The 14,473-nt window shown below is 64.0% G+C and carries 12 protein-coding genes, 1 other RNA gene and 1 riboswitch; of the genes, 7 read left to right on the top strand and 6 right to left on the bottom strand.

From position 1 onward, the window contains the following. Positions 1-53 precede the first annotated feature (53 nt). A riboswitch (cobalamin riboswitch) is annotated at positions 54-351 on the bottom strand. A gap of 267 nt (positions 352-618) precedes the next feature. The 5 genes from LDZ23_RS02925 (at position 619) to LDZ23_RS02905 (ending at position 2,921) form a co-directional block, all read left to right on the top strand. Further along, the gene (locus tag LDZ23_RS02925; RefSeq protein WP_244807761.1) at positions 619-987 is read left to right on the top strand and encodes an ATPase; all 369 of its coding nucleotides are present in this window, start codon (positions 619-621) and stop codon (positions 985-987) included. Further along, positions 984-1,298: a cell division protein ZapA gene (locus LDZ23_RS02920; RefSeq protein ID WP_008351102.1), complete on the top strand. Its 315-nt coding sequence runs from the start codon at positions 984-986 to the stop codon at positions 1,296-1,298. The genes LDZ23_RS02925 and LDZ23_RS02920 overlap by 4 nt, the downstream gene beginning before the upstream one ends. 105 nt (positions 1,299-1,403) lie before the next feature. Continuing rightward, a non-coding RNA gene (ssrS, locus tag LDZ23_RS02915) (6S RNA) lies at positions 1,404-1,585 on the top strand. A gap of 79 nt (positions 1,586-1,664) precedes the next feature. Continuing rightward, positions 1,665-2,123: an EVE domain-containing protein gene (locus LDZ23_RS02910; protein ID WP_008351103.1), complete on the top strand. Its 459-nt coding sequence runs from the start codon at positions 1,665-1,667 to the stop codon at positions 2,121-2,123. 69 nt (positions 2,124-2,192) lie between these two features. After that, positions 2,193-2,921 (top strand): SIMPL domain-containing protein, encoded by a 729-nt coding sequence (locus tag LDZ23_RS02905; protein ID WP_008351105.1) that lies wholly within the window; start codon positions 2,193-2,195, stop codon positions 2,919-2,921. 52 nt (positions 2,922-2,973) lie between these two features. Here LDZ23_RS02905 and lgt read toward each other — a convergent pair whose 3' ends face one another. After that, entirely contained in the window at positions 2,974-3,876 is a 903-nt protein-coding gene (lgt, locus tag LDZ23_RS02900; RefSeq protein ID WP_008351107.1) for a prolipoprotein diacylglyceryl transferase, read from the bottom strand. A 38-nt stretch (positions 3,877-3,914) separates the two neighbouring features. Then, complete coding sequence (locus LDZ23_RS02895; RefSeq protein WP_244807760.1) at positions 3,915-4,832, bottom strand: LysR family transcriptional regulator; 918 nt, start codon at positions 4,830-4,832, stop codon at positions 3,915-3,917. Between the two features lie 107 nt (positions 4,833-4,939). Here LDZ23_RS02895 and ilvD point away from each other — a divergent pair, with 107 nt between their 5' ends. After that, positions 4,940-6,613, top strand: a complete 1,674-nt coding sequence (gene ilvD, locus LDZ23_RS02890) for a dihydroxy-acid dehydratase (RefSeq protein WP_008351111.1) — start codon at positions 4,940-4,942, stop codon at positions 6,611-6,613. Between the two features lie 19 nt (positions 6,614-6,632). On the opposite strand, the gene LDZ23_RS02885 is transcribed toward ilvD, so the two are convergent. The 4 genes from LDZ23_RS02885 to LDZ23_RS02870 form a co-directional block, all read right to left on the bottom strand. Next, positions 6,633-10,580: an autotransporter outer membrane beta-barrel domain-containing protein gene (locus LDZ23_RS02885; RefSeq protein ID WP_244807759.1), complete on the bottom strand. Its 3,948-nt coding sequence runs from the start codon at positions 10,578-10,580 to the stop codon at positions 6,633-6,635. A 280-nt stretch (positions 10,581-10,860) separates the two neighbouring features. Then, positions 10,861-11,199 (bottom strand): DUF2486 family protein, encoded by a 339-nt coding sequence (locus LDZ23_RS02880; protein ID WP_008351113.1) that lies wholly within the window; start codon positions 11,197-11,199, stop codon positions 10,861-10,863. Positions 11,200-11,258: 59 nt separating this feature from the next. After that, complete coding sequence (locus tag LDZ23_RS02875; RefSeq protein WP_008351114.1) at positions 11,259-11,675, bottom strand: DNA polymerase III subunit chi; 417 nt, start codon at positions 11,673-11,675, stop codon at positions 11,259-11,261. Beyond that, positions 11,672-13,204, bottom strand: coding sequence for a leucyl aminopeptidase (locus LDZ23_RS02870; protein ID WP_034472942.1), 1,533 nt, complete (start codon positions 13,202-13,204; stop codon positions 11,672-11,674). Before LDZ23_RS02870 ends, LDZ23_RS02875 begins: the two co-directional genes overlap by 4 nt. Positions 13,205-13,372: 168 nt before the next feature. Between LDZ23_RS02870 and lptF the strand changes: the two genes are divergently transcribed. Continuing rightward, positions 13,373-14,470, top strand: coding sequence for an LPS export ABC transporter permease LptF (gene lptF / locus LDZ23_RS02865; protein WP_008351116.1), 1,098 nt, complete (start codon positions 13,373-13,375; stop codon positions 14,468-14,470). Positions 14,471-14,473 lie beyond the last annotated feature (3 nt).

Below are 14,473 nucleotides of genomic sequence, written 5' to 3'. Positions count from 1 at the left end.
CGACCCCGCTCCCCGCGAGGACGATGCGCGACGAACGCACCGCGCCATGCGCGCCGATGCGTCGGACTCCGGCCGGTATCCGGGCTGGCGATCAATCGTCTCGCCTTCCCGCGCATGGCGCGCAGTGGCATCGACACGTTTCTTGCAGTCGCGCGCGTGCGACGAATTTCGACACGCTCGCGCGGCAAAAACGCGCATGAGACGACTTGCAACTTGCGTTGCGGTCGCTTACCGTTGCGGGGGCAGCACAGGTTGGCTCGTCGTCGATTGCGGCGACTTCGCTCCCTGTTTCCCGTTTGACTGCATCCACGAGATCCGCGGATGCGAGCACCAAAAGTGCGGCAAGTGTAGGAGCGCGGTTCGGGGCCGTCAAGAAAACCGCGCGGGCAGACTGGCGCGGCGCATGACGAATCGAACGAGAAGCGAAAGAGAAGCGGCCGGCCTGTCATCACGAGCGTTGCGGGGCGCTCGCGTTTTCTGCACACGAATGCATCGCGACATGCGCTTGATTCGAAGGATTAAGCGCTAGATCGCGTGTTGTTACGTCTCGAAACGAGACATTTATCGGAAGCTCCGTTGAACCGCGCTAAAATGCGAGGTCTTTAGAGGACGCAGCACATGCTCAACGAACTCGAATCACTGTCAGGAAACATCGGCCGGCTGATCCAGATCAGCGAGCGCCACAAGCAGGCGCATCAAGCGCTGCAGGAACAACTCGAACAGCTGCGCGCCGACTATGCGAACGTGCAGGCCGAGCTCGCGCAAGTGCGCGAAGAGCGCGATACGCTGCAGTCCGAACGCGATTCGCTGTCCGCGAAAATCGACGACGCGCAAATCCGCCTGAACGCGATTCTCGAAAAGCTGCCGCGCGGCAAGTCCGCGCAACATGCCGAGTCCGACAATCAACTCGATCTCCTCGAAGCCGATTCCCAGGAAGCACATGAAACGGAATTGCACGGCGAGCATCATCAGGGAGAGAAGGCATGACGACCACGCAGATCGAAGTATCCATTCTCGGGCAGCCGTATCGTCTCGCGTGCTCGCCGGAAACCGAAGGCGCATTGCGTGAAGCCGTCGCGCGCGTCGACGCCGAAATGAACAAAGTGCGCAATGCAAGCAGCGTGCGCGGCACGGATCGCATCGCGGTGATGGCGGCGCTTTCGCTGGCGTCGGAATTGCTTAAGCTGCAGGACAGCGTGCGTCACGGCGAGGCCTTCCCCGCCGAAGAAATCCGCCGCACGATGCACTCGATGAACGAGCAATTGGGCGCGGTCATTGCGCAACACGAAGCGCAATAAGGCAGATGCGCGTCGAGTCAATCAGCGCGCAATGTCAATCGAAAAAAGAAACTGCCGAAGTAGCGTGAAGAGGCTGCAGAAGGCAAACGATTGGTGTAGAGTGACGTTTCCCTGCCTGGTACGCCAAGGTCATATATTCCTTGAACCAATGCTACATTGGCACGGTTGCGGAACCTTGCAGCACGGGCGCGCGCGTCGCTAGTCCGATGTACCCGAAGTGTTGCTTACCGCGACCAATCTTGAACCCAGGTTCAGGATGCCGGCCTAGCGGCTGTGGCGGGGACCTCATTCAAGAAACGGCATCGGTTTTTCCGATGCCGTTTTCGTTTGTCCCTGCCGTTCGCTCTTCGATTCATGCACACGACCATGCGCTACTGGCTGATGAAGTCCGAACCGGACGAAGCGAGCATCGATCATCTCGCGCACGCGCCGAAAAAAACCTTGCCGTGGACGGGCGTACGCAACTATCAGGCGCGCAACTTCATGCGCGATCAGATGCAGATCGGCGACGGCGTGCTCTTCTATCATTCGAGCTGCCCGGAGCCGGGCATCGCGGGCATCGCGAAAGTGTGCTCGACGGCGTATCCGGATCCCACGCAATTCGATCCGAAGAGCGATTACTACGATCCGAAATCGACGCAGGAAACGCCGCGCTGGATGCTCGTCGACGTGAAGTTCGTGAAGAAGACGCCGCTCATATCGCTCGCCGCGTTGCGCGAACATCCAGAGCTTGCCGACATGCAAGTGCTCGCGCGCGGCAACCGGCTCTCGATCACGCCCGTGACCGAAGCGCAATGGCGATTTATTACCGAGCACCTCGTCTAACAAGGAACTTACGACTTCACGAATGCGACTAAATCCCGTCGCACGTACGCGATGTCACGGAGTCCTTCGATGCTCAATAAGAAAACCGCCGCCGCCTTCGCCCTGCTCGCGATGTCCGGTGCCGCGCTTACGTTGTCTCAAACCGCCGCTGCGCAGACGGTGATAACGCAGCCACAGCCCTCGGGCGTGCTCTCGCTCTCCGCACAAGCGAGCGCGCAAGTGCCGCAGGATGTCGTCAACATCACGCTCTTCTACGAACAGGAAGCGGCCGATCCGTCGTCGCTCACCAGCACGCTCAATCAGCGCGCCGAGGCCGCGTTACGCGAAGCCAAAGGTGTCGACGGCGTGACCGCGAAGAGCGGCTCGTTCACCGTCTATCCGTCGACGGATCGCGACGGCAAGATTTCCGCGTGGCGCGGGCGCACGGAAGTCGTGCTCGAATCGCATGACTTCGCGGCGGCATCGAAGCTCGCGGGCAAGATGAGTTCGTCGATGCAAGTGGGTAGCGTCGCGTTCTCGCTGTCGCCCGAAGCGCAGCGCGCGGCCGAGCAAAAGCTCGTCTCGCAAGCCATCGATTCGTTCCGCAAGCAGGCGCAAAGCGCCGCGCAAGGCTTCGGCTACAGCAATTTCACGATTCGGGAAGTGAATGTCGGACGGAGCGGCGCGCAGCCGCGTCCCGTCATGATGATGCAATCGCGCGCGATGAGCGCCGATGCGAAGATGGCCCCGATCGCGATGGAAGCCGGCACGACCACGGTGACAGTCGACGTTTCCGGCTCCGTACAAATGGGACGCTAAACGTCGCTCACGCTGTTCACGCGGGGCGGCGTTCGACCGCCCCGCTCTTTCCTCAAGCCTTTGCGGATTCGGGCGGCAGGCGCAGATTGCGCTTGTAGGCCCACACCATCATTACCACGCCGGCGACGATCATCGGCAGCGAAAGCCATTGGCCCATCGAGAGATTGAGCGCGAGCAAGCCGAGATAATCGTCCGGCTCACGCGCGAATTCCACGGTGAAGCGCGCGAGTCCATAACCGATCAGGAACAGCGCCGAAATCGCGCCGACCGGACGCTGCTTGCGCGAGAACGTCCAGATCACGATGAACAGCACGAGCCCTTCCAGCGCGATTTCGTACAACTGCGACGGATGACGCGGCAGCATGTGGTAACGCTGAAAAATTTCCGTGAGGTGATACTGCGCGTCGAGCTGCGGATTCTTCGAGAGCCACACGGCGTCGTCGTTCGTCGAGTTCTGGAAGAGCATCGCCCACGGCGCGTTCGGGTCCGTCACGCGGCCCCACAGCTCGCCGTTGATGAAATTGCCGAGTCGCCCCGCCGCGAGACCGAGCGGCACCATCGGCGCGACGAAATCCGTCACCTGCAGCCACGTGCGCTTGCGGTGATACGCGAACAGCACCATCGCGAGCGTCACGCCGAGAAAGCCGCCGTGAAACGACATCCCGCCTTCCCATACCTTGAAGATATCGAGCGGATGCGCGGCGTAATAACTGGCCTTGTAAAACAGCACGTAGCCAATGCGCCCGCCCAGAATCGTGCCGAGCACGCCGTAGAACAGCATGTCGTCGATGTCCTTCACGGTCCAGCCTTGCGCGGCGACATAAGGCAGCCGCAGCCGCAACCGGCCGATGACGATGGCCGACACGAACGCCACCAGGTACATGAGGCCGTACCAGCGCACGGCGAGCGGTCCGAGATGAATCGCGATGGGATCGAAATTGGGATGTATGAGCATTCTGATGTGGGAATCTTTAAGCGGGCTACAGGGGCGAATCATACAGAACCGGCGCTTTCGGCCCTCGAACGGACGATTTCGATGAACCCGGCGAGCACCGGACTCACTTCCGCGATCCGCCATACCAGCCCCGTTTCCACGAAAGGACCGGGATCGAGAAGCGGACGATACACGACGCCCGTGCGCCTTAGATGACGCAGCGATTGCGGCACGAGCGCGACGCCCATGCCGGCGGACACGAGGCTCACGATGGTCTGCATCTGGATCGCCTCCTGGCCGATACGCGGCGTGAGCCCGGCCGCGCCATAGCAGCCCATGATGATGTCGTGCAAGCCGGGCGCGAGACGCCTCGGAAAGACGACGAGCGGCGCGGCGGCGAGATCGTGCAGGTCGACGGGTTCGTCTTCGCTCGAATTCAGCTCTTGCGCCTGCTTCTCGGACATCGCGATCATCAGCGGCTCGCGCGCGATCGGCACATACTCGAGCGACGACGCGTAACGCGGCGGCAGCGGCGGAATGACGAGGCCCGCATCGACGCGCCCGGCGACGAGTTCGTCGATCTGCACGTCGCTCGTCGCTTCGGTCAGTTGCAGACGCACGCCGGGATGACGCGCACCGAAATCGCGCAGCAGCGCCGGCAGAAGCCCGTAATCGGCGGTGGAGACGAACGCGAGCGACAGCACGCCCGCCTCGCCGCGCGCGAGCGATTGCGCGAGCGGACGCAGTGCATCGGCGGATGCGAGCAGGCGGCGCACTTCCGGCAACAGATCCTTGCCGACGGGCGTCAGCTCCACGGTCCGTTTCGTGCGCACGAAAAGCGCGACGCCGAGCGATTCTTCCAGCGCGCGGATCGCCTGCGAGAGCGGCGGCTGCGTCATCGCGAGGCGCGCGGCGGCACGGCCGAAGTGCATCTCTTCGGCGACCGTCACGAAATAACGCAGGAGCCGTAGTTCCATTGATATGTTTTGCGACCTAGTAAGCCCTGAATAATATATTGGACAGACACATAGCGCGGTTGCATTCTTGCTGCATCAAATCAAGAACATCCCCTCAGGAGCACACCATGGCCTTCAATCGCCGCTCGAAGCACATTACTCAGGGCGTCGCGCGCTCGCCCAATCGCTCGATGTATTACGCCCTCGGCTACAAGGAGGAGGACTTCGACAAGCCGATGATCGGCGTCGCCAATGGCCACTCGACGATCACGCCGTGCAACGCGGGCTTGCAGCGCCTCGCGGACGCCGCCGTCGAATCGATCAGGAAATCCGATGCGAATCCGCAGATTTTCGGCACGCCGACGATCTCCGACGGCATGTCGATGGGCACCGAAGGCATGAAGTACTCGCTCGTGTCGCGCGAGGTAATCGCGGACTGCGTCGAGACCGCCGTGCAAGGCCAGTGGATGGACGGCGTCGTCGTGATCGGCGGCTGCGACAAGAACATGCCGGGCGGCATGATCGGCATGGCGCGCATGAACGTGCCGTCGATCTATGTGTATGGCGGCACGATTCGCCCCGGCAACTGGAAGGGCAAGGATCTGACGATCGTGTCGTCTTTCGAGGCGGTCGGCGAGTTCACCGCGGGGCGCATGTCGGAGGAGGATTTCAAGGGCGTCGAGAAGAACGCGTGCCCGTCGACCGGCTCGTGCGGCGGCATGTACACGGCGAACACGATGAGCTCGTCGTTCGAGGCGCTCGGCATGTCGCTGATGTATTCGTCGACGATGGCGAATCCGGATCAGGAAAAGGTCGATTCCGCGGCCGAATCGGCGCGCGTACTCGTCGAAGCGGTGAAGAGGGATCTGAAGCCGCGCGACATCATCACGAAGAAGTCGATCGAGAACGCGGTGGCGCTCATCATGGCGACGGGCGGCTCGACGAACGCCGTGCTGCACTATCTCGCCATCGCGCACGCGGCGGACGTGGAATGGAGCATCGACGACTTCGAGCGCATGCGCAAGAAAGTGCCGGTCATCTGCGATCTGAAGCCTTCCGGTCAATATGTCGCGACAGACTTGCACAAAGCCGGCGGCATTCCGCAAGTGCTGAAGATCCTGCTCGACGCGGGTCTCTTGCACGGCGACTGCATCACGATCACCGGCCGCACGATGGCCGAAGAACTGAAGGACGTGCCGAGCAAGCCGCGCGCGGATCAAAAGGTCATCTTCCCGATCGAGCAGGCGCTTTACAAGGAAGGGCATCTCGCGATCCTGCGCGGGAATCTCGCGGAAGACGGCGCGGTCGCGAAGATCACGGGCCTGAAGAATCCGGTCATCACGGGTCCTGCGCGCGTGTTCGACGACGAGCAAAGCGCGATGGACGCCATTCTCAGCGACAAGATCAAAGCTGGCGACATTCTCGTGCTGCGCTATCTGGGGCCGGTCGGCGGTCCGGGCATGCCGGAGATGCTCGCGCCGACATCGGCGATCATCGGCAAGGGGCTGGGCGAATCCGTCGGCTTCATCACCGACGGGCGTTTCTCGGGCGGCACCTGGGGCATGGTGGTCGGCCACGTCGCGCCGGAAGCGTTCGCGGGCGGCACCATCGCGCTCGTGCAGGAAGGCGATTCGATCACCATCGACGCGCACAAGCTGCTTCTGCAACTGAACGTGGATGACGCCGAACTCGCGCGCCGCCGCGCCGCGTGGAAGCAGCCCGCGCCGAAGTACACGCGCGGCGTGCTGGCGAAATTCGCGGCGCTCGCGGGGCCGGCGAACAAGGGCGCGGTGACGGGTTGACGCGCAACCGGCGCGCGCGTCACCAGATGTAGCGCGCGCCGAGCAGCCCTTCGTAGCTCCGATAACCGCCGTCGCCTTGCTGATAGCCGAGATTGCCCCACACGCGCCACTGTTTCGCGATCTGGCCTTGCGCGCCGAGCTTGAACTCCATGCGATTTCTCGGGCCGTCCTGCGACACGCGCACGTCGTTGAACGAAACCGAGGAAAGCTGCGTGTCGTGCCACCAGTTGATTTCCGCGAACGGCAGCCATCCGGGCGACGCCGCCGAGCCTGGCGCGTGAAAGATCCGCACACCGACGCGCGTCGTGAATCCGCCGCCATCGTCGCTGTGAATCACCGTTCCGTTGTTCTCGACGTGATCGCCGGCGTGATAGTTCGTGTAGATCAACTGAAGCTGCGGCTCGACGAGCACCGGTCCCGTCGATGTCTGCCCGAGCGCGAAGGCCCAGCCGCCTTCGAGCGATCCCGCCCACACGCTGCTCGAATAATTCTCGCCCGGCAGATCCGCGCCCTTCACGGTGTTGTCGAAATGGGCGTACTGCAGCCAGGTGTCGACGTACGGGCCATCGGCTGACCAGGCATTGCCGCGCCACGTCGCGTAGACGCCCGCGCTCGCCCCGTTGACGTTGCCGCGCGCGGTCGCGGAACTGTTCTGCGCGGTCGCATCGGTGGTGGACGAGCCGTAGCCCGCCATCACGCCCGCCTGCCAGCGATGCCCGTCCGACACCCGATGCAGCAGGTCGATGCCCGCCTGCACGAGCGCGGTGTCCGTCGATTCGCCGATACACCCGCTGGCCGCGTCGCTGTCGGTATGCGCGCCTCTCGTGCGCGCCCAGGCCGTCGCGTTATCGGCGTCCGGCGGTAGCGCGGCGTAGGAATCGGCGAAGCCTGCGCGATCGTGCAGTGTCATCGTGAACATCGTTTCGGCCGAGCGCTGATTGCCGAGGTAAGCGCCCGGCTCCGGGCGCGGCGTCGGCGCCGAACGCAGATACCAGTCGCCATCGCCCGGCGTCGCCAGGCCGCCTTGCCGCAGACTGTATTCGTACTGACCCGCGACCACGCGGCCGTCAAGCGTGAACACGCCGTTCGATTGCCCGTCCACCTGGACGATCTCGATGCCGTTCGCCGTTTGCGCGCCCGCGCCGCCCGCATTTGCGATTGCGACCCGCGTCTGCCCCGCCGTGCCGCCGTGTACGACAAGTCTGTCGGTCGCCGATCCGTCGCCCGCGAGCACCGTGGAGAGCGCCATCCGGCCGTTGTTGCCGGTGTAATCGCCCGCGACGGTCAGCGTGCTCGCGGGCGCGGCGCTCGCCATGCGAATCTCGCCGTTGTTCGTGAGCGCGCCGCCGATGAGGAATTGTCCCGCCGGACCGCCCGCGAAACCCGGCGCGGCATCGGCTATGGCCAGCACGCCGTTGTTGAGCACCGCGCCGCCCACCGAGCCATAGCCGCCGAAGGTCGCGCTCGGAGCCACGCTTACCTGAGACGTATTCGCGAGCCGCGCGCCGTCGGTCAACACCAGCGCGCCGGCATCGACGCGCGTGGCGCCGCTGTAGGTTTGCGCGTTGGTCAACGTGACGACGCCGCTGCCTTGCTGAACGACATCGCCCGTGCCGCTGATCGTGTTGCGGAAGATCACGTTGTCGGCGCGGTCGAAGACGAGCGCGCCGTCATCGACGACGTTCCCGGCGACGCTGCCCGTCGTCCCGCCCGCGCCGAGCCGCAGCGCGCCCGAAGCAATCGTCGTCGTGCCGGTGAACGTGTTGTCGCCGCTCAGCGTCAGCGTGGCCGCGCCGCTCTTCGTCAAACTGCCTGCGCCGCCGATCGTGCCGCTGAACGTCGAATCGGCCGCGCTGTTCACGCTCAGCGCACCGCCGGCGAGCGTCACATTGCCCGCGCCGGCGAGATCGCTGACGTGCTGATCGAAGCCGCGCAGATCGAAGGTCGCGCCCGCCGCCACCGCGAGCTGCGAACTTCCCGCGATCACGTCGCGCGCGCCCGCGGCGAGCGTGCCGGCATCGATCAGCGTCGCGCCGGTATAGCCGTTCGCCGCCGACAGGATCAACGTGCCCGCGCCCTTCTTCGTCAACGTCCGGCCGTCCCAGCCGCTCGCGAACCGGCCAGTCTGGTCGTTGAGCGCGACATCGGCATTGAAGGTATCCGCCGCGCCTGCGAGCGTGAACGCGCCGTCGCCCTGTGCCGCGCCTGCGAGCCAGCGCAGGCCGAAGCCGACTTCGTAGTCGAGCCCGTTGTTGGTCTTCGCGCCGGCGAGCGTCAGATAATCGACGGGACTCGCCGTGCCGCCGAACCCGACGCTCGCGAAATCGCCTGCGATACCGCCGCTCGTATGGATGATGTCAAAGCGCGTGCTCGTGAGCGCGCTCGCGGAATCCGGCGCGCTCGCGCCGAAGCCGCTCACGTTCAGCGCGCCGCCGAGACTCGCGCTCGCCGCCGTGATGATCGGCTGGGCCTGTCCGATGGCGATCGTCAGCGCTGCGCCCGGCGCCTGGCTGAAGTTCGTCGCGACGTTCAGCGTCGAATCCGCGGCGATGGCGGTCGTCGTGCCCGGCTGCGTCGCATAGCTGCCCGCATTGAACGCGCCCGCCTGATTCAGCGCGAGCGTGCCCGCTTGCACGTTTACCGCGCCTTGCGACGATCCCGCTGCTGTCAGCGCGGCGGTGCCGCTGCCCGCCTGCACGAGCGTGCCCGTTCCCGTTATCGCGCCGTCGAACGAAAAGGCGTCGCTGCGATTGAACCGAAGCAGGCCGTCATTGACGACATTGCCCGTCACGATGCCGGCCGCGCCGCCCGTGCCGAGCGTGAGCGAGCCCGAAGACCTTACCGTCGTGCCGCCGCCGTTCTGAATGACCGCGCCGCCGAGCGTCAGCGCGCCTTCGACATCGAGCGCCGCTGAGGATGTCCCGCCCATCAGCACCGTGCCGTTGAGCGTCCAGTCGCTGCCCGCGCGGGGGTTCAGCCGGACGAAGCCATGTTCGGGACTTGCGAAGAAGTTCCCCGACTCCGTGTTGGTGCCCGTCAGGATGATCGAATTGTCTGTGCTCTGGCTGGTGATGGCGTTGCCATTGCCGCTTATCAGCCGCGAACCCGCGCCGAGCGTCACGACGTTGTTCGGGCCGAATAGCAGAATGGCCGTTTCCGACCCGCTGGCAATGACGCCGGCGTTATCGAGCGTGCTCCCGCTTTGGAGCCGCACGCCCGCCCCGATCGTGCTGCGGATCACGCCCGTGGCGCCATTGCGTACCTCCATGGGAAGGCCGCTTCTGCCGAGAATGCCTTCGTGATAGGCATCGATGAGTCCGTCATTGTGGATCACCGCCGTTCCGGCACTCACGAGGATCCCGCTGCCGTTATCCTGATCGCCCATACCCGAGCGGATGACCGCCCCGGCGTGATTGTTCACGGTCACGTTGCCCGTCGATCCGAGGAGAATGCCGTCCGTGCTGGCCGTCACCGCCGAGTTGGCGTTGAGCGTTCCGAAGTTGTCGACGGTCCCGCTCGCCGCGCCCAAGTAGGTAATTGCATGGCTGATACGCGCGCTGACATCGCCGCGATTGACGATATTGTTGGCTGCACCGTTGTTGTTGAAGAGGATGCCGTGCGTATGGCCCAGCGCCGCGCCGGACACCTGATTGACGAGCGATCCGGGCACGTCGAACACAACTGCCGCCGCGATGTTGTCCGTAGAACTGATGATCGAACCCGCGTTCGACATGGTTACGGGCGCAATGCCCTCGACGTTGATGGCGTTGCCCGATGAGGTCGTGATCGCGGTGCCGGGGTTGATCAGGTAGGACGTGTCGGTGGAAACCGTCTGCGTGGCCGAGCTTGGCCCGAGTGTCGTGACGGCGTGCGCCGACATCGCGAAAAGAAGGAGCACGGCGGCGGAATGAGGACGCCGTTCAGTAAAGAATGGCCGGTCCCGCCCGCGATATCGTTGTTTGCTCATGCGCTGGACGACTCCGTTCCACCGACGTCCCAAGGCGTGCATCACGACTGCGAGTCACGCGCTCATCGCTGTATCTGGTCGAAGCATTGGCAGTATAGGTAAACGCCCGTCGAATTCCGGCGTCATCCTCTTTGTAACGATATGCGTGGCAGGCGAACATGATCAGTTCGCCAAAAGAAATAGCGCAACAATCGAACGCGCGCGTTCGACTGGAGAAACAGGGTGTCGCCGGGATCAGGTTATCGCGTGCCGGGCGGAGATACCGTCGCCGCGATAGAACTCATTCGCCGCGCTGACGGCGCAACTCTTCCTCGACTGCATCGCGCACCCATTCGCTCATCCGGCCTTCGAGCGCCATCGCGACTTCGCGCGTGATCGCCGACACGAGTTGCGTCGAATGTTCGCGCAGCACTTCGCGGCAGCGTTCTTCGATGAGCGCGCGCGCATCGCCTGTCAGGAAGTTCGTGAAGCGGCCGCGCAGCCGCTCGGCGATCTGGTCCGCGTCGTATTCGATCGCGGCGTTGATCGACGGCGCGCGCGCGTATTCCGGCTTGCCGGGCACGACGACATCGGTCAGCGTCGGAATGGAGGAATCGAAGGATTCGGGCTTGTCGGTCATCTCGGGTGGTCTCCTTTGTCACTGCCAGGTAGCGCACGCAACGCGCGCTTTCTGTTCGCTCAACCGCCCTGATTGTGCGTCTCGATCGCATAGCCGCGATCGCGATAGAAGCGATAACGCTCGCGGCCCGCGGCGAGTTCGTCCCCCTCGCTGCCGACGATCTCGACGAGCCGCTCGAAGCGCGCGAACTGCGCGGACACCGGCGCGCCGAGATTCACCAGCACCTGATGATGCGGCGCTTCATCCAGATTCGACGTGAGCACGACAGGCGTGTCCAGCGCGAGCGCGCTCTTCGCCATGCAGTGCGGCACGAATTCGAGCGGCTGGAAGGTCCACAACTGCTCGTCGAACGCGGCGAGACGCTGCGGTTCGGCGAGCACGACGAGCGGCTTGCCGCTCGCATACACCTTGCGCGCGAGGCGGCAGGCGTAGGCGAGCGGATCGCCGACATTCGTATGGAAGTCGATGCGTGTCATGCGCCCGCGCGATCGATCAGGAACTGCGAAAGCAGCGGCACGGGACGGCCCGTCGCGCCCTTCGCCGCGCCGCTCTTCCACGCGGTTCCGGCGATATCGAGGTGCGCCCACGGATACGCCGTCGCGAAGCGCGACAGGAAGCACGCCGCCGTCACGCTGCCGGCCGGACGTCCGCCGATATTCGCGACATCCGCGAAATTCGACTTGAGCTGGTCCTGATACTCGTCGTCGAGCGGCAGGCGCCATGCCGGATCGGACGCTTCGCGCGATGCGTCGAGCAACTCGCCCGCGAGCGCGTCGTCCTTCGAGAAGAGACCGGTGTTGTGATGCCCGAGCGCGATGATGCACGCGCCCGTGAGCGTCGCGATATCGACCACGGCGGCGGGCTTGAAGCGCTCCGCGTAGGTCAAGGCGTCGCACAGGATCAGGCGGCCTTCGGCGTCGGTGTTGAGCACTTCGATGGTCGTGCCGTTCATCGCCGTGATGATGTCGCCCGGCTTCACCGCGTTGCCCGCGGGCATGTTCTCGCAAGTCGGGATCACGCCGATCACGTTGAGCTTCAGGCCCATTTCGGCGACCGCGCGCATCGTGCCGAACACGGAACCCGCGCCGCACATGTCGTATTTCATCTCGTCCATCGCCTCGCCCGGCTTGATCGAGATGCCGCCCGAGTCGAACGTGATGCCCTTGCCGACCAGCACGATCGGCGCGTTCTTGCCCTTCGTCTTGCTCGCTTCGACGCCCGCGCCCTGGTAATGCATGACGATGAACTGCGGCGGCTCGACCGAACCCTTCGCCACCGACAGGAACGAGCCCATGCCGAGCGCCTCGATCTGCTTCTGGCCGAGCACCTCGACCTTCAGCTTGAAGTCGCGGCCAAGCTTCTTCGCGGTCTGGCCGAGATAGGTCGGCGTGCAGACGTTCGGCGGCAGATTGCCGAGATCGCGCGTGAGATCCATGCCGTTCGCGATCGCGACGCCCTGCTTCACCGCGACCCTGGCGGCTTTCTCGTCCGCGGAATCGATGCTGAACACGATCTTCCTGAGCGAGCGCGCGCCGTTGTCGGGCTTGCTCTTCATCTGCGTGAATTTGTAGGTCAGCTCGCGCAGCGCGAGGATCGCGGCGCGCACGGCCCACACGCCGTCGCGCTCCTGGACCGGCAGTTGAGCGAGCGTGAAGGTCGCCTGGCCGATCTTCGAGCCGAGCAGCACGCGCCACGCGGCGCGCACGGCTTCGCCATAGGCTTTCTGATTGAAGGCGTCCTGCTTGCCGAGCCCGACGAGCAGCACGCGCGATGCGCCGATGCCGGTCACTTCGGGCACGAGCAGCGTCGTGCCGGCGCGGCCGCTCATGTCGCCGGCTTTCACGACGCGCGAAATGAGGCCCTTGGTGGCGACGTCCATGTCGCGCGCGGCGCCCGTGAGCGTCTGCGCTTCAAAGATGCCGAGCACGATGACATCCGACTTTCCGGTAAGGAAACCATTTGCCTCGCCTTTGCTCCAATCACAGGCTTTTATGCTAAAGTCCATCGCGCTTATCCTCGGATAAAATCTAGGCTGAAGGATGAAAGCCGCAATTATCCGCTATTTTTTCCGCGGCGGTCACAGGCGCAAAGCGAGGATGAGCACGATGCCCTTCCCCTTCGCCACAAGATGCGTGCATGATTCCGCATCCCCGCCGGCAAATCGCAAAATTCAATGATCTTCGAACGCTCCCTGCAGCGCGAACTCGCGTATACGGCCGGCGCCGTGTTCATGGTCCTGCTCACGATCATGCTCACGACGATGATGATCCGCATCGTCGGCTTCGCGGCGCAAGGTCAGATCGACCCGAAAGACGTCGTCGTGCTGATCGGGCTTACCGTCATCGGCTATCTCGCGGTCATGCTGATCGTGACGCTGTTCGTCTCCATCCTCTTCGTGCTCACGCGCTGGTATCGCGACTCGGAAATGGTCGTGTGGCTCGCGTCGGGCGTGAGTCAGACGCAGCTCATCAAGCCGATCGCCGTGTTCTCGACGCCGATCATCATCCTCATCATGTTCTTCGCTTTCGTCGGCTGGCCGTGGTCGAATCAGCAGAGCAAGCTCATCAAGCAGCGCTTTCAGCAGCGCGATGAAGTGTCGCTGCTCGCGCCGGGCCAGTTCCGCGAATCGCCGGCGAGCCATCGCGTGTTCTTCATCGAGAAGATGTCGCAGGATCAGGGGCACGTCGAGAACGTGTTCGTCACGAGCACGGAAGGCGGCAAGGTCAACGTGATCGTTTCGAAGAACGGGCACACCGAAACGCGTCCCGACGGCGACCGCTTCATCGTGCTCGACAACGGCCGCCGCTACGACGGCGAGCCCGGCCAGCCGAACTTCCGGATCATGGAATTCGAGCGCTATGGTGTGAAGATAATGAGCCGCCAGGTCGTCAACACGCCGACGACCACGGGCATCTACACGCCCGATCTGCTCGCGGATCCGACCAAGGAAAATCTCGCGGAGTTCGCGTGGCGCGCGGGCTTGCCGATCATCGCCATCAATCTGATGCTGCTCGCCATTCCGCTTTCGTATCAAAACCCGCGCCGCAGCCGCACGATCAATCTCGTGATGGCCGTGCTCATCTATCTCACGTATTCGAACCTGCTGAACGTCGTGCAGTCGTGGATCGAGCAAGGCAAGCTGTCGTTCGGCGTGGGACTCGTCGGGCTGCACCTCGTCGTGGGGGCGCTCGTCGCATTCATCTTTTGGCTGCGGATTCGCAACCGGCCGCTCTTCAGGCTCTCGTCGCTGACGGGTTCAAAGGGGGCCTGACAT

The sequence above is a fragment of the Caballeronia zhejiangensis genome (assembly GCF_022879815.1).
Classification (GTDB): domain Bacteria; phylum Pseudomonadota; class Gammaproteobacteria; order Burkholderiales; family Burkholderiaceae; genus Caballeronia; species Caballeronia zhejiangensis.
The sequence above is the reverse complement of the archived record's forward strand: the minus strand, read 5'-3'. Positions and strand labels throughout refer to the sequence as shown.